The sequence below is a fragment of the Burkholderia glumae LMG 2196 = ATCC 33617 genome, from assembly GCF_000960995.1.
GTDB lineage: Bacteria > Pseudomonadota > Gammaproteobacteria > Burkholderiales > Burkholderiaceae > Burkholderia > Burkholderia glumae.
Window position 1 is genome coordinate 126,005 of the sequence record NZ_CP009434.1, and the last position, 15,318, is coordinate 141,322.

Below are 15,318 nucleotides of genomic sequence, written 5' to 3' on the forward strand. Positions count from 1 at the left end.
GCGGCTGATGCACTGAACTGGGCGGATCAGCGCGGCTTAACTCTTGGCCTTGGGCATCTGCGAAACCAGCGACAGGCCGATGTCCATCCCCTCCACCTGGAAGTGCGGAATGATGAAGAGCTTGATGCGGAAGAAGCCCGGGTTGTCATCGATGTCCTCGACCGTGACCTTCGCGTCGCGCAGCGGATGCGAGGCCTGCAGTTCGTCGTCCGGATCCTTCATCTCGGTCACGAGCCCCTTGATCCAGTTGTTCAGCTCGAGCTCGAGCAGACGCCGGTCCTTGGTCGTGCCGATGTTCTCGCGCTGGATCAGCTTCAGGTAATGCGCGATGCGCGACAGCAGGAAGATGTAAGGCAGGCGCGCGTTGATGCGGCTGTTGGCCGTCGCCTCCTTGGTCTCGTACAACGCCGGCTTCTGCGTCGAGCTGGCCGAGAAGAAGCACGCGAAGTCGTGGTTCTTGTAGAACGACAGCGGGATGAAGCCGAGATTCGCGAACTCGAACTCGCGTGTCTCGGGGATCAGCACCTCGGTCGGGATCTTCGGCTGCACGCCGGTGCCCAGGTCATACAGATGCACCGGCAGGTCCTCCACCTTGCCGCCCGCCTGCGGGCCGCGAATCTGCACGCACCAGCCGTTGTTCACGAAGCTGCGCACCATATTGGCCGCGAACGCGAACGACGCGTTGACCCACAGGTACCGGTCGTGGTCCGGGCCCTTCACCGCCTCCTCGTAATTGAAGGCACGCACCGGCGTGGTGTCCTTGCCATACGGCAGGCGGCCGAGCACGCGCGGCATCGTCAGGCCGACATAACGGGCGTCATCGGTTTCACGGAAGCTCTTCCATTTGATGTACTCGGCGCGGTCGAAGTAGTTGCCGATGTCCTGAATGGCCGCCACCTCTTCCATCGACTGCTTGCCGAAGAACGCTGCGCCCACCGAGCCGATGAACGGCATGTGGGCCGCCGCCGCCACCTTCGAGATGTTACGCAGCAGCGCCACGTCCATCGGCGAGTTCGTGAACTCGAAGTCGCTGATCATCGCGCTGATCGGCTGGCCTCCCGGCGTGTCGTACTCCTCGATGTAGGTGAGGCGATACAGGCCGCTCTGGATCAGTTCCGGCGTGTCCTCGAAGTCGCGCTGCAGCGCCTCCTTCGACACGTCGAGCACCTCGATCTTCGCGTTCTTGCGAAAGTCCGTGCGCGCGACGAGCATCTTGAGACCGCGCCAGCGCCCCTCGAGCGCCTGGAACGCCGGCGTGTGCATCACGGCGTCGAGCTGGCGGCTGATCTGGCGGTCGAGCTGGCCGATATGGAAGTCCAGCAGCGATTTGTCGAGGCGCTCGACCGGCTGGCTCGACTGCGCGATCAGATCCAGGAAGGCGCTCATGCCGCGCGCGATACGCTCGTCGGCTGACGCTTCGGAGAGCATGTCGTTGTCGCGGAAGGCCTCGAGCGGACGCGCCTCGGCGACCGGCGTGAGGTTGATCTTGCTGCAGAGCGAGGCATACACGCTGTCGTTTTCCAGCACGACGGTTTCGTTCACACCCTGACGGGATTCATTCTGCTTCATTGCTTGTCCTGTCTGCGTTCGTATGGATACCTGGGACCACGTTCAGGCCTGACCTTCCGGTTGGGTGGCTGCGGTGGCGACCTGCGCGAGCTCGCTGCGCAGCTTGTCAGACAGATGCTTATCCTTCAGGATCTTCTCGAACTCGCGCCTGAAGGTGCCGTTGTCGAGCAGGTTGCTTTTCAGATCCCGCAGCAGATTGCGCATTGCCAGCATCGCCTGCAGTTCCGGAATCTGCCGGGCCACCTGCTCCGGCTCGAAGTCTTTCATCGACCGGAACGAGAGGTTCACCGGCAACGCCGAACCATCGCCCGCGAGCGTGTTCTCGGCGGAGATCTTCAGGTCGGGGGCATAGTCGGCAAGCACGGCATCGAAATTATTCTTGTCGATATTGATCTTCTTGCGTTCGGCCAGCGGCGCCTGTTCCCGACCCGCGCTGAAGTCGCCGGCGACGAGCAGCTTGAGCGGCAGCTCGACCTTCTTCCGGGCTCCGCCCGTATGCAGATCCAACGTAATCGAGACGCGGCTTTTCGGAATTTCTCGCTGGAAGCTGTCCATAGGATTCCTCATCTATTTCAGGTTCACGACACCCGCAGAACTTGCCCGTTGCGATGCGGTGAGCTCCGTCGTGCGCATGCGCGTGAACGCGTACACGCGATTCACCAAGGAACACTGACAGCACCCCATAGCGCGGCCTCTATTCGTGCGTTTTTTATGACACGGCGTATTAAACAGGTTTACTGACGCAACGTCAAAGGCCCTTCGAGCGAAAAATAGACGGTACAGCTTCAAGAATCATCAAATAGATAAATTTAGTAATTTTTCTATTGCACGGCGATCATTCGGTGATGTAATAGACTGCTCCATTCACACGAAACACCTTACATATCAAGGCCTTGCTACATTCCATGATCTCGGTATTCGGCTGATTTTCAGATATCGGGTATTTTCTGAAATCTCATAAATTTCACAAACGCTTACCCGACAAGCATCAAGCAACAGCATTTAATCTTGATATTCAAAAATCTCAAGAAATCGTTCGCATGGTGAGCGATGCATATAGGATCACCGGACCTAGATAATCAACGAGAAGTCGCACACCACAGCTATGCGGATCGACAAACCGCTCTGGCATGAGGGCTTGGTCCTCACGCAGCAGCACTTTCAGCAACAGGACCGATGGGCGGGATTCGCGATGCAACAGGTCGCGGCCGCGGCGCACGCCGAACCATGGGACACCCTAGGCATCGAGGTCGACGAGGCGGCCCTGGCAACGGGCGCCTCAAGCTCACGCGGCTCAAGCTGCGCTTCCCGGACGGGACGCCGGTCGACACGACGATGGCCGATGAGGTTCCGCCGGCGCGCACGGCGCGGGACGCGCCCGCACCTGGACCCGGCCGACGGGCTGTACTCGATCATTGACGACAGGGGCTTGCCCACGAAGGGCAAGCATCCGGCCGGCGTGGTCCGGCAATACTGCGGTAACCGAGTTTGCAACCAAAGCGGAGATTGCGACAGGCAGTGGCGCAGCGCACGGCGAAGCGGCGCGCCCGCCGGCATCGTGCTGGCCGATGCCGGCTATGGAAACGACACCGCGCTTCGCGAAGCCGTCAGTGAGCTAGGGCTGGACTATGCGATGGGCATTCGCTAGAACAAGCCTGTAAGGGCTTCGGGCTCGGCCCCTCTACCGACCGAGCCCCCACGCGGAAGTCGGACCGGCCACGCAGCTTGTTGCGGCGCACGCCCGGGCATGAGCCGATCGGGGCAAGGATCCGGCCTCGACGCTCGATGCCCCGCGCTACCGCAACCTGAGACGGCACGAAGCCACGTGCGCGGTTAACGCTATGCCGCCATGCGCACGCGTGCTTCGCGCCGCAACGACTGGCGGCCCACACTGCGCGTTGAGAAACGGCGGCTGATCAGAATGGCTCGACGGTGATACGAAGCCACTCTGAATTCGGTTTGGGGCACTTCGAAGGACATGGCTGGCGTGGACTCCATCGCCCTGCGTCGTCGCGTGTTGCTGACACCATCGCGCGCCGGCTCAGGATGCGCCGGGCGCGGGGCATTCGTCCGGTCCCCCGCGCCGTGCCGATCGCCCGCTCGAACCGCCGGACGTTCGGCAGCACGTAGCGCCATTGCGCACGCGCTAGGAGGTGGCCGAAGTGTCGGCCGGCACCGTTACGCTGCCAGCCCGCCGCGGCTCAATCGCGGCATCGCGCTCGGTGCCGGGGCGGCCGGCGCCTGCCGGCTCGGCTTGGCGGCCTCGATCCGAAACACCGCAACCGCCTGGCGCAGCACCCCTGCCTGATCGGCCAGCGCTTGCGCCGAGGCCGAGGCCTGCTCCACCAGCGCCGCGTTTTGCTGCGTGACCTCGTCCATTTGACTGACCGCCACGTTCACCTGCTCGATCCCCGTGCCCTGCTCCGTCGATGCCGAGGCCACTTCCTCGATGATGTCGGTCACCTGCTGCACCGAGCGCACCACGTCGGTCATCGTCGAGCCCGCCTCCCGCACCAGTCGCGAGCCCGTGCCCACATGCTCCACCGACGCGCTGATCAGGTCCTTGATCTCCTTGGCCGCCGTCGCGCTGCGCTGCGCCAGCGTGCGCACCTCGCCCGCCACCACCGCGAAGCCCCGCCCCTGCTCGCCGGCTCGCGCCGCCTCCACCGCCGCGTTGAGCGCCAGGATATTGGTCTGGAACGCGATGCCTTCGATCACCGCGATGATCTCGGCCACGCGCAGCGAACTCGAGGAAATGTCCTCCATCGTCGACACCACCCTGTTCACGACATCACCGCCGGCGGTGGCCGTGGCCGACGCATTCGCGGCCAGCGAGCTGCCCTTGCGGGCGTTGTCGGTGTTCTGCCGGACCGCCGAGGTCAACTGCTCCATGCTCGCCGCGGTTTCCTCCAGCGAGGCCGCCTGCTCCTCGGTGCGCTGCGAGAGGTCGACGTTGCCTTGCGCGATTTCGCCAGCGGCAACCGCGATCGATTCGGCCGATGCCTTGATGTCCGCCACCATTTCACCCAGTCGCCCCCGCATCGACTCGAGCGATGCCATCAGGCTGTGCGTATCGCCCTCCTCGATCTGCAGGCTCACGGTCAGATCGCCGGCCGCGATGCGGCGCGCCACCTCCTGCGCCGCGGCCGGCTCGCCGCCCAATTGCCTCAGGATGCCGCGCGTGATGAAAAAGGCGGCGAGCGAGCCGACGGCCAATGCCAGCGCGACGAACGTCCATGTCGCCGCCTGCATGCGCTCCGAGCTCGCCTGGGCTGCCTGGGCCGCCTGTTCGTTCAGCTCATCCTCGAAATCGGCCAGCTCATCGAGTCGCGCGATCCAGGCGCGGGATGGCCGACGGGCCTCGCCCGTCAAGACCCGGATCATGCCGGCATTATCGTTGGCCCTGCCCAGGTCGACCGCCTTGGCCCATAGGGGCTTCGTGACCGCCTCGTCATCCTTCAGCTTGGCGAGCAGATCCCGCTCGCGATCGGTGGTGGACGGCTCCCGCGCAAAAATCGCGGCCAGCTTCGTGTACGCATCGGCGTAAGCCTGGTCCTGCTTGTCGATACGCGCGATCTGCTGGTCGCGCTCGGCCGGATCGGTCGACAGCGCCACGTTGCGAACCGCAATGGAGCGGTCTCGCACGGTGGATTTCATGCGGTTTGCCAGTCTTGCCTCCACGTTGTTCACGGAAGTGATTTTGTACAGGCTCACCGCAAGCGTACGCTCGGCGCGATATGCAGCTGCCGAAATCAGCAGGAGCAGAAACAACACAAGCCCGAAGCCCAGGGCGAGGCGAGTCGAAACTTTCATTTTTTCCATTTTTCGTCTTCAGTCTGGTGAGGGGAGCCAACGAGTCCCCCTTTATTACGTCCTGAAAATTGGAAAATTTAGTAATTTTTTATATGTATATATTTCAAACTAAATTGAAATATATACATGGTCTGTTCTGAATAAACTCTTTCGTAGCCCTATCGGCTATCACGCTGCCGGAACGCACCACCGTCCGCGGCGATCGACGCGCTGAATCGAGTTGCGCCGGCAACGACGTCGACAGGGTCGATGGCCAGCACGACATGAGGACGACAGCATCGGTGTCGCGCCCGACCCGTCTCCCCGCAGCGCCGCTGCCAGACGAACGGTGCTCCGCTTGCCCTGGCCGATTTTTTCGGCCGACCGGACAGCGAACCTCGACGCCATCCTCTGGATGATGACGAATCGCCGGGTATCCGTCATGTCGGGCATACCGCCGCCCTCGATGTGCCGGTCACTCTCACCGCAAACCGCCCGGCAATGTCGTTCGCTTCGATGTTCCGGCCGAGGCTCGCCCCAACACGCCCGGCACCTGGTACGACCGCAGTTCGCCCTTCGAGCCTTACCGCGGCTGTTGCACCGAAGGCGCGGACCGGCGTCTTGCCGGGCGTGCCGAACGCCTCGGCGATCATGCACCGCTCACGGGCGAAAGCGGCACCGTGCTGTTTTAAGCATCGGTTAATTCTCCCAACCTATCTTGGCAGCACCGAATAGATGTTTCGTGTGAAGGCCGATCCCGGTGTCGTCATCCCAATCGATGTTCTTGAAAGGAGAGTTGAAATGCGAATCCAGACCAAAAGGAAGGCAGCAGCTTGCTTGATGGCGGCAATTACCGTGGCGGTCGGTGCCTGGCCGGTCCATTACGCGTTCGCGTCAACCGTCGGGCAGACCGTCATGAAGCAGGACTTCACCAAGCTGTCCGACGCGGGAAGCCATGCCATGAACGATGTGGGAGCGGCACGTTCGGCGCTCTTCAATGGCGATCCGGAGGATGCGGCGCGTTTGCTGAGTCAGGCCAAAGTCGCGATGAAAGCCGCTGCCACCGATGATTCGGCATTTCTCCGTGCGGCATCATCGCTGACCGATGCAGCCGGAAAACACCCGAGCGCGTCCAGTGATACCCGATCAGCATGGCTTCCGGTCGCCGGCGAGGTGTCGATCCTGGACGACTTCGCCAGCCAACCGGCCAAGGCCAAAGCCGTCGATCACGCGAATGCGGCCTTGAAGAACGGTGACCGCTCGGCGGCGATCCGCGCGCTCAAGCTCGCCGATGTCAACGTCGATTACACCGTCGACGTGGTTCCGCTGGCCAAGACGGGGGCGAGGATCGATCAAGCTTCGGCGCTGCTGGATGCGGGCAAATACTACGAAGCCGGACAGGTGCTGCGCCAGATACAGAACAGCGTGCGGTTCGATCATCTCGACATCAATGCGATACCGCAGAACGCGGGCCGTGGTTGACAGCCATCCGCCGTCGAAGGGGGCCGGGCGTTCGGCCGCCTTGCCGATCTCCGGACAAGTACGGGTTTGGGCCGGTCCGCTCAGGCCCGGCCTGCCCGGCTCCCGACCTGCTGATCGCTTCGGCCGGATCCGTCGACCGCTATCACTTCGATATCCGAATCAATACCGTCTCACGAAAATAAAGTCGTATTGGATGGAGCGACATGTTGCGAGAGAAACTTGGATCGCATCTGAAATGGCTGATGGAAATATGCGAGCTGCTCGGCTTGATCGTGATCGGGCTCGGCACCGCGATCGCATTGGGGAATCTGGTATGGAGCGTGATCCGGACCGAGCAGGTGACGCTCACCGACCTGCTGCTGATGTTCCTGTTTCTGGAAGTCTTCGCCATGGTCAGCCAATATCTGAAATCCGGCCAGTTGCCGGTGCGCTTCCCGCTGTATATCGCGATTGGCTCCATTGCGCGTGACATCATTCTTCGGGCCGCGACGAATTCCGAGGCGCATTTGCTGGCCTCCGCTTTCGCGGTCGTCTTGATGGCGACCGGGGTGCTGGTGATTCGTTACGGACAGTACAAATTTCCCGGACAATCCACCGAGCCCAAACCCGAGGACATGGGTTAGCCGGGACGACAGCAGCGAGCTGCCGCACGGAGCGCGTCGGCGCGGCGCAGGCCGCCGCCGGGGCTGCGGGTTCCGCTCAGTCCATGAGTTCCGGCCAGTCGGCCTAGATTGCCTGCCGGGAGCCCTCCCTCAGGCAGTCGGCCACCCATACCGGATTGCCCGGCATCCTGAAGCGATTCAAGCAGTGGTACAGCCGGCCGGTACGCAGATCCAGCCCGAAGACCGAAGTCACGGCCTGGTCGGCGCTCGATGCTGAGTTTTGAGTCGAAAAGACGATATCGGTCGGCGTGTCTTCTACCAGACGGAAGGTTTCCCGATAGTCGGTGCCGTTCGGATCGCAGGCAACCGCCACCGAACCATTCCCATCGACCGATATGACGATATTCGATTTTCCGGAATCCAGATTTCTGGAGACATCGTAACCGCAGACGAACACGGGCTCCGCCCGCGGCCGAGCCGGAAAGGCGAAAATCAGCGTCGCCACGCACAAGGCGCCAATGAATACTTTCATTATTGTTTTGAAAAAATCCTTCTGTAATTGGCTTGTCGAATAATTTAAATTCCATGGAAAATTATTCGAATGGCGCCGCGCGTTTGTCAAGCAGAACGACGTGCGATCCGTCAGCGCGGCGGGTTTGTGCCATCATCAGGGCATCCCGGCACGACAGGCGGCGCCCACCATGAAGCACGGCCAGTGGTTTTCGCGGTTCTCCAGCATGCTGTCGACGGCGACCGGCCGCCCGGCCACCTTCATCCTCGCCGGCGGGCTCGTGATCGTCTGGGCCGTCTCCGGCCCGCTGTTCCACTTCAGCGACACGTGGCAGCTCGTGATCAACACGTCCACCACCATCGTCACGTTCCTGATGGTGTTCCTGATCCAGAACACGCAGAACCGCGATACCGCGGCCATGCAAATCAAGCTCGACGAGCTGATCCGCGCCGTCAACGGCGCGCATAACGCGCTGCTCGACCTGGAGGAACTCGACGAAAAGGAACTCGAACGCTTCCGGAAACATTACGAAGCGCTTGCCGAATGCGCACGGCGCGGGCTGCGAAACGGCGGGTCGGACACCGATTCGCCGTTCGTCGACACGGCGCAGCGTGAAGGGGACGGAACGCGCGTGAGGGAGGAGCAGAACAGCACGGATGACCACGGCGGTCGGCGCCCTTGAACGGGCCCTCGCGTGCAAACATGCCGGATGGCGGCGAAGTGGCCGGCTTGCCGATCCGCGCCTCCGAGCTTTGCCCTTACCGGCGCCACCGCGACGGGATCGCGCCGGAGCCGGCGCGGCCTCACCGGTTGACGCCGCGCCGACTTTCGTACCGCCGCGCAGCTATGCCGCCCCAAACCGGGGCACCCTCGTCCCGAGTCGTCGCCATATCAATGAAAGCTACGCCCCCGCACGGCATCGGACGTTGCGGCGATCACGATTCGCTCAGCGAAAACCGCCCGGTTCAAGGTAATCTGTGCATCTGAATCCGAATCCCGACATACCGTCCGCCGGATACCCCGTCCGCCGGAGGGTGTGCCCATAAAAACGCGGTCCCCGATTAGGGGAGTGTCCGCCGGCCTGGGTGGACAAAGGAAGTCCGACGCATGAGTACCAAAAAACAGAATATCGTCGATACCGCCACACGCCTGTTCGCCGAGAACGGCTATCACGCGGTCGGCATCGATCGAATCATCAAGGAGTCCGGCGTTGCCAAGATGACGCTGTTCCGTCACTTCGCGACCAAGAACGACCTGATCTCCGAAGTGCTGTCACAGCGCGCCAGTCAGGCGCTGCAGTCGATGGCCGACGCGATCGCCACGCGGTCCACGCCCGACGAGCAGTTGCATGAACTGTTCGAATGGCATCACCGCTGGTTCATGTCGAGCGACTTTTCCGGCTGCATGTTCGTGGGCGCGCTATCCGAGTTCCATGCGGACGCGGGCGAGATCGTGCGCATCTCGGTATCGCAGAAACAGGGGCTGCGCAGGTTCGTGCAGAACCTGCTGCGCGATCTGGTCTCGCCGGCGCTGGTCGAGCCGGTGGCGCGCCAGCTCGTGATGATTCTAGACGGTGCGATCATCGCGGCCACCAGCGGCGACCGCGACCATGCGGCCGGCGAAGCCTGGGAAGCGGCCCAGCGCCTGCTCGCCGCCTATCGCCGCGCGCCGGCCGAGCGCGAGGCCGCCGCGGCCTGAAGCCCGACACCTTCAGCCGCGCGGCTGACGGCATGTCCAAGCGGCTTACGCGCGGCCGGCCGGCAGCGCGGTCAGCTTCGCGTAGAGCGCGTCGTAATAGGCCTCGCAGGTCGCCATGCGCAGCGCGGCACCGAACAGGATGTCGTCGCCCACCGACGGCGTCTGCTGCACCACCGGCACGATCACGTCGTCCAGCCACCCTTGCGCGTGCACGATGTCGATCGTCACGTGCTCCTCGTAGTAGGCGAGCTCGCCGTTCGCGCCGAAACCCACGCGCTTGCAGCCGCGCACGAGCTTTTCGTACTGCGACGGGTCGAGCAACTCCGTCATCGCCATCACGCCGAGCAGCATGAAATAGTGCGCGCGGTTCAGGCTCGTCAGCATGAACAGGTTGTAGCCGGCATGGCCGTCCACCTCGAGCTGGCTTGCATGGCTGTCGGGTGCCTGGCCCACGCCCACCACGTCGAGCAGGCGGCGGAACAGGCTGACGTGGCTCAGGCTCGGGTTGCCGCGGCCCGCTTCGTCCCACAGGTTCTGCATCAGCTCCTTGCGCACCTCGACGCGCGAGCCGATCAGCGAATACAGCAGCAGGTCGAAGAAGCGGATGTTCAGCGCGCTGTCGCTGCGGAAGAACGTGACGATCTGCTCGCGCGTGGCGTCCTTCTCGAGGAAATCGAACAGCGGATGCGATGCGGCGCGATGCCCGGACCAGATCCCCTTCAACGCGCTCACCACCGCCGCGCTGTCGGTCACGCCGGTCTGGACCGACACCCGCTCGCGCTCGCTGGCGAGCCAGGCGCGTTCGATCACGCGGCGCGCCTGCGTGAGAAGCGGATTGAACTGATTGAGCGCACGCGCATCGGTACCGTCCGCGACGTGCAGGTCGTACAGCGTGAACAGCGCCGCGTGGACCTCGGCCAGCGCCGCCGCCTCGCGTGCGCCGAACGCGCGCGCCACCGTCTCGCGCAGCTTCGCGAGGAATGCCTCGCTCCGGCCCGGTGCCGCTTCGAACCACGCGTCGAGTTCCGGCTCCGCGCACAGCGCCGCCACCGCGGAATCGAGCGGCAGCGTCAGCACCGAGGCGAGCGCTTCGTCGACCTGAATTTCATTGACCGAATCGCGATCGGCCCCGCGAAACGGAGTCTCGTTTGCCACCGCTGCCATTTCGTGTCGCATGTTGTCCTGACTATTTTGTTGTGAAGTGCGTCCGGCGGCGCCCATCGCCGAATCCGTCAACACACTTGCCGGCATTCTACATAATCGAAATGGCGATACGTGAGGGGCATCGCGGTCGTATTGTCGTGATCGGCATGTGTCATATCAATACCCGATCGAATGCAATTCGCTGCGGCGTGCCGGCACGCCTTTCGGCTTGCCGGACTCCGCCTTCCTCAGGCCATGATCGAAGCAGGCAAAGCCATTCATCGGAATGCGGGCATCGATCATGTGCAAACGCAGCATTGGCATTTCGCGACGCGCTCGCGAGCACGGGCGAGCCGTTCGCAAGCATGGAACAACACCGGGAAAATGGCTGGAAAGCCTTATGGAGTGGGGGTTTCGCGGATCGGGGAACGGTAGCCGTCAGGCGGATTCCAATACCTTGCATATTGGAATCCGCGCCCTTGCTCGACAGCCTCTCAGGTCCTCGTTATTCGACCGGATATGATTTTTTTCGGAATATCCGTCCCGCCTTCGGAATGTCGAATTCGAATGTGCTACGCGATAGACCACTGGTATCAATAGACTATCGGTATCTTTTTGCCCCGTCTTTTCCACGTCCGGATCAAGCGCGGCACCGCCTCGTGCACCGCATTTTGATATCGACAAGACGAGACAGGTCGGTATCGCGCAGAGAATACTCCGAGATTTTTCCCAATGCAACAATTGGCCGACACCGATTGCATCGGGCACGACGGACAACGACGGCCGGGCAACGATTTTCGGCCGGGACGGTCGGGCGCCGCCCGCCGCTCGTGCGCACGACGCCACATACCGCCGTCGCGCGGTGGGTCCGATCCGTCGCCGCCGCGCGTATCCGTTAGAATCGCGTCACGCGCGATCCCCGATCGTCCCACCTCACCCGCGCCTGTGCGCCCTACCCCCTGCCCGGCCGCGCCGCGAGCCGGATGACGCCCGCTGCGGCACATGGCGCGCGAGCGCCCCGGCCGGCCCCAGGCGCCGCCGAATCCCGTTGGAGAAGATCTTGTTCATTTGCAAAAACCAGAGCTGCGGCACGCCGTGGGAACTCAGCGAAGTCGTCATCAAGGACGAGGGACAGGGCGACCTGTTCCGCTGCACGGTGTGCGGCGCGCGCAACTATCTCGAGCGCTTCGAGGACGACGAAGGCAACGTCGTCTACGAGCAGATCGAAGGCCGCCCCTTCTGAGTCCGGAGCCGAGATGACCCAACCCACGCCCGCGCGGCCGTTCAGCGCGCTGCCGCTCGCCCCCGCCGCGCTCGCCAACCTCGCGCAGCTCGGCTATCTCGAAATGACGCCGATCCAGGCCGCCAGCCTGCCCGTGGCGCTGGCCGGCCAGGACCTGATCGCGCAGGCCAAGACCGGCAGCGGCAAGACCGCCGCGTTCTCGCTCGCGCTGCTCGCGCGGCTCGACGCACGCCGCTTCGAGGTGCAGGCGATGATCCTGTGCCCGACCCGCGAACTCGCCGACCAGGTCGCGCAGGAGATCCGGCGCCTCGCGCGCGCGGAGGAGAACGTCAAGGTGCTGACGCTCTGCGGCGGCACGCCGATGCGCCCGCAGACGGCCAGCCTCGAGCACGGCGCACACATCGTGGTCGGCACCCCGGGCCGCATCATGGACCACCTCGAGCGCGGCAGCCTCGCGCTCGGCGCGCTCAACACACTGGTGCTCGACGAAGCCGACCGCATGCTCGACATGGGCTTCTTCGACGACATCGCCACCGTCGTGCGCCAATGCCCCACCGAGCGGCTCACGATGCTGTTCTCGGCCACCTATCCGGAAGGCATCACGAAGCTGAGCCGCCAATTCCTGCGCAATCCGAAGGAAATCCGCCTGGAGGAGACCCACGACGCCGGCAAGATCCGCCAGCGCTTCTACGAGGTGACCGAGGACCAGCGCCTGCACGCGGTGGGCCTGCTGCTGAACCACTACCGGCCGGCCAGCACGATCGCGTTCTGCAACACCAAGCAGCAGTGCCGCGACCTGCTCGACGTGCTGACGGCGCAGGGCTTTCACGCGCTTGCACTACACGGCGAACTCGAGCAGCGCGAGCGCGACCAGGTGCTGATCCAGTTCGCGAACCGCAGCTGCTCGGTACTGGTGGCCACCGACGTGGCGGCGCGCGGGCTCGACATCGCACAGCTGGAGGCCGTGATCAACGTGGACGTGACGCCGGACCCCGAGGTCCACGTGCACCGTATCGGCCGCACCGGCCGCGCCGACCAGGAAGGCTGGGCGCTGAGCCTCGCGAGCATGAACGAGATGGGGCGGGTGGGCGCGATCGAGCAGGCCCAGGGGCGCGAGCTCGAATGGCAGCCGCTCGCCGCGCTCGTGCCGACCGGCGACGGCCCGCTGCTGCCCCCCATGGAGACGCTGCAGATCCTAGGCGGGCGCAAGGAAAAGATCCGCCCCGGCGACGTGCTCGGCGCGCTGACCGGCGACGCCGGCTTCCAGAGCACGCAGATCGGCAAGATCAACGTGACCGAGTTCTCGACCTATGTGGCCGTGGAGCGCGGCATCGCACGCGACGCGCTGCGCCGCCTCAACGGCGGCAAGATCAAGGGCAAGAAGGTCAAGGTCCGCTTGATGACCGAATGAGGTGCGTCCGCTGGCCGGACGCCCGATCGAGCGCCGCGCTCCGATTGGCCGAGCGGCCGTCCAGCTCGGTACGCACCCGGCCGGGCGCGGCCACCAACACGGCGCGGCGGCTGTCGGGCCGGTGCGCGACGTGGCGTTTCGCGCTCATGGCGGGCGCTGCCCGGCTCGACGCCTAGCGATCCCAGGCGCCGTCGCTGCCGGCGATGCTCGCGAGTTCCGACGACATGATCGCGATCGTGCCGTCGGCGGACACGCGCGCCTCGAACATCTCGGCCAGCCGCACCGGGCCGAACGCGTTGACCCGCATCATTCCGCGAAAATCATGCTCGGGCGCCATGGCTGTCATCACCGCGATCACGAATCCGCGGGCTCGCGCCGGCAGTCAGAAGGAACCGCAAGGGGGTAAACGACACACCGCCCCGTGCGTTGCGAGACGGACGGGGCGGTGCAAGAGGCGATGCGGCGGACGGCGAGCCGCCGCGCCCGAATCGCGCGCGGGCAGCGGCTCGCGCCGCGCCCGCACGGGCGATCAGAAGCGCGTGATGATACCGGCGCCGACCGCCACCTGGCTGCGCGACGAGGACGGCGCGCTGTTCTGGCCGTCGCCGATGTCGGCCGTGGCCTTGATGATGCTGCCACCGAGCGCGAGCGTCTGGCCGCCGGCGCGCTGGTACGCCTCGAGGGCGTAGAGGCCGGTGCGCTTCGACAGGCTGTAGTATTGCGACAGGTTGAACTGGTGGTAGTAAGCAGCGTGCTGCACGCCGTTGGCGAGCGTCGCGCGCGTGTAGCTGTAGCCTGCCGCCAGATCCAGCGTCGCGGTCGGCTTGAAATGCAGCACGCCGCCGAAGGTGTTGAAGATCGCCGTGTTCGCGAACTTCGAACCCGTACCCGGGATGTATTGCACGTTCGAGTACGACGCCGTCACGTCCCACTGCGAGTTGAACGTCCAGCCGGCCGTGGCCGCGAGACGCTGTTGCGCCGCCGCGAACTGGTAGCCGTTGTTGATACCCGATACGCTAGGCTCCGAGCCGGCGTTCGAGGCCGTCGAGTTCGCCCCCCACGCGCCGCCGCCCACCGTCGAGTTGTTCAAGCGCATGAAGCCGACCGCGAGGCCAGCCGGGCCTGCCGCGTAACGGCCGGCCACGCTCCAGGTCGAGCCGTTGTTGACGCTGCCCGGCGTGCCGCCGAACGCATACGAACCGCCGAACGTGAAGCCGTTGTAGTTCGGCGACATGTAGACCAGTTCGTTGTTGACGCGGTAGGTCGTATCGAGCGAGTCGATATCACCCGGGTGCGCACCGTAGGCGCCCGTCAGCCAGGTGGTCGGGCTGTACGGCGAGAGCAGCGTGTAATACGCGGTGTACTGGCGGCCGGCCGTCAGTGCGCCGAAGCGGGCGTCCTGCAGGCCGACGAAGGCCTGGCGATTGAACGCCAGACCCGACACGGCCTGCGCGCCGGTCGCGCTGTTGAAGCCTTCTTCCAACGTGAAGATCGCCTTCAGGCCACCGCCCAGGTCTTCGCTGCCCTTCAGGCCGAAACGGCTACCCGCCCAAATGCCGTTGACCATCTTCGTCACCGACTTGCCGCCGGAGGTCGAACCGAGCGAGGTCTGGCTGCTTTGGTAGCCGATACCGGCATCGACGATGCCGTACAGCGTCACGCTGCTTTGTGCGTTCGCGACGCCTGCGGTCAGGCCGGTAAGCGTGGCCGCCGCCACCATGATGCGTTTCTTCATTGCGTCCCCTGTTCCAAAGCCTGCACCCCGCAGGCAGTGAGTCATGCATTTCAATTAACCGACGCCTTGCGTGCCGGCCGGTCTCCAGGCGAGGGGCGTTTCGTATCGCACACCGAGCGCCCCATCTAGTCA

The 15,318-nt window shown here is 64.1% G+C and carries 15 protein-coding genes and 1 pseudogene; 8 read left to right on the top strand and 8 right to left on the bottom strand.

Going from position 1 to position 15,318, the window contains the following annotated elements:
• Nucleotides 1–36: 36 nt before the first annotated feature.
• Both tssC and tssB read right to left on the bottom strand, forming a co-directional pair.
• Nucleotides 37–1,569, bottom strand: coding sequence for a type VI secretion system contractile sheath large subunit (tssC, locus tag KS03_RS02000; RefSeq protein ID WP_012733885.1), 1,533 nt, complete (start codon nucleotides 1,567–1,569; stop codon nucleotides 37–39).
• 42 nt (nucleotides 1,570–1,611) lie between these two features.
• Nucleotides 1,612–2,124, bottom strand: a complete 513-nt coding sequence (tssB, locus tag KS03_RS02005) for a type VI secretion system contractile sheath small subunit (RefSeq protein WP_012733886.1) — start codon at nucleotides 2,122–2,124, stop codon at nucleotides 1,612–1,614.
• Nucleotides 2,125–2,674: 550 nt separating this feature from the next.
• Between tssB and tssK the strand changes: the two are divergent.
• Nucleotides 2,675–2,931, top strand: a pseudogene (tssK, locus tag KS03_RS33140) (type VI secretion system baseplate subunit TssK); the annotation flags it as partial.
• Nucleotides 2,912–3,217, top strand: coding sequence for a transposase (locus KS03_RS33480; RefSeq protein WP_017924709.1), 306 nt, complete (start codon nucleotides 2,912–2,914; stop codon nucleotides 3,215–3,217). The pseudogene tssK and the gene KS03_RS33480, both read left to right, overlap by 20 nt.
• A 530-nt stretch (nucleotides 3,218–3,747) precedes the next feature.
• Here KS03_RS33480 and KS03_RS02015 read toward each other — a convergent pair.
• Nucleotides 3,748–5,391, bottom strand: coding sequence for a methyl-accepting chemotaxis protein (locus KS03_RS02015; RefSeq protein ID WP_045678719.1), 1,644 nt, complete (start codon nucleotides 5,389–5,391; stop codon nucleotides 3,748–3,750).
• Nucleotides 5,392–6,162: 771 nt separating this feature from the next.
• On the opposite strand from KS03_RS02015, the gene KS03_RS02020 reads away from it, so the two are divergent.
• Both KS03_RS02020 and KS03_RS02025 read left to right on the top strand, forming a co-directional pair.
• Complete coding sequence (locus tag KS03_RS02020; RefSeq protein ID WP_012733079.1) at nucleotides 6,163–6,843, top strand: YfdX family protein; 681 nt, start codon at nucleotides 6,163–6,165, stop codon at nucleotides 6,841–6,843.
• A 203-nt stretch (nucleotides 6,844–7,046) separates the two neighbouring features.
• Nucleotides 7,047–7,466 (top strand): phosphate-starvation-inducible protein PsiE, encoded by a 420-nt coding sequence (locus KS03_RS02025; RefSeq protein WP_012733078.1) that lies wholly within the window; start codon nucleotides 7,047–7,049, stop codon nucleotides 7,464–7,466.
• Nucleotides 7,467–7,569: 103 nt separating this feature from the next.
• Here KS03_RS02025 and KS03_RS02030 read toward each other — a convergent pair whose 3' ends face one another.
• On the bottom strand, nucleotides 7,570–7,977 hold the full coding sequence (locus KS03_RS02030; protein WP_017424503.1) for a hypothetical protein: 408 nt from the start codon (nucleotides 7,975–7,977) through the stop codon (nucleotides 7,570–7,572).
• A gap of 169 nt (nucleotides 7,978–8,146) precedes the next feature.
• Between KS03_RS02030 and KS03_RS02035 the strand changes: the two genes are divergently transcribed.
• Both KS03_RS02035 and KS03_RS02040 read left to right on the top strand, forming a co-directional pair.
• Complete coding sequence (locus KS03_RS02035; protein WP_012733077.1) at nucleotides 8,147–8,638, top strand: low affinity iron permease family protein; 492 nt, start codon at nucleotides 8,147–8,149, stop codon at nucleotides 8,636–8,638.
• Between the two features lie 425 nt (nucleotides 8,639–9,063).
• Nucleotides 9,064–9,654 (top strand): TetR/AcrR family transcriptional regulator, encoded by a 591-nt coding sequence (locus tag KS03_RS02040; RefSeq protein ID WP_012733076.1) that lies wholly within the window; start codon nucleotides 9,064–9,066, stop codon nucleotides 9,652–9,654.
• A 45-nt stretch (nucleotides 9,655–9,699) separates the two neighbouring features.
• Here KS03_RS02040 and KS03_RS02045 read toward each other — a convergent pair whose 3' ends face one another.
• Nucleotides 9,700–10,818: an iron-containing redox enzyme family protein gene (locus KS03_RS02045; RefSeq protein WP_012733075.1), complete on the bottom strand. Its 1,119-nt coding sequence runs from the start codon at nucleotides 10,816–10,818 to the stop codon at nucleotides 9,700–9,702.
• Nucleotides 10,819–10,974: 156 nt separating this feature from the next.
• The gene (locus KS03_RS31955) at nucleotides 10,975–11,115 is read right to left on the bottom strand and encodes a hypothetical protein (RefSeq protein WP_153478468.1); all 141 of its coding nucleotides are present in this window, start codon (nucleotides 11,113–11,115) and stop codon (nucleotides 10,975–10,977) included.
• Nucleotides 11,116–11,857: 742 nt separating this feature from the next.
• Between KS03_RS31955 and KS03_RS02050 the strand changes: the two genes are divergently transcribed.
• Both KS03_RS02050 and dbpA read left to right on the top strand, forming a co-directional pair.
• Nucleotides 11,858–12,040: a hypothetical protein gene (locus tag KS03_RS02050; protein ID WP_012733074.1), complete on the top strand. Its 183-nt coding sequence runs from the start codon at nucleotides 11,858–11,860 to the stop codon at nucleotides 12,038–12,040.
• 13 nt (nucleotides 12,041–12,053) lie between these two features.
• Nucleotides 12,054–13,451, top strand: coding sequence for an ATP-dependent RNA helicase DbpA (dbpA, locus tag KS03_RS02055; protein ID WP_012733073.1), 1,398 nt, complete (start codon nucleotides 12,054–12,056; stop codon nucleotides 13,449–13,451).
• Nucleotides 13,452–13,623: 172 nt separating this feature from the next.
• Here the strand turns inward: dbpA and KS03_RS31960 are convergent, their stop codons facing one another.
• Both KS03_RS31960 and KS03_RS02060 read right to left on the bottom strand, forming a co-directional pair.
• The gene (locus tag KS03_RS31960; RefSeq protein ID WP_017424497.1) at nucleotides 13,624–13,761 is read right to left on the bottom strand and encodes a hypothetical protein; all 138 of its coding nucleotides are present in this window, start codon (nucleotides 13,759–13,761) and stop codon (nucleotides 13,624–13,626) included.
• 219 nt (nucleotides 13,762–13,980) lie between these two features.
• Complete coding sequence (locus KS03_RS02060) at nucleotides 13,981–15,186, bottom strand: porin (protein ID WP_012733072.1); 1,206 nt, start codon at nucleotides 15,184–15,186, stop codon at nucleotides 13,981–13,983.
• Nucleotides 15,187–15,318 lie beyond the last annotated feature (132 nt).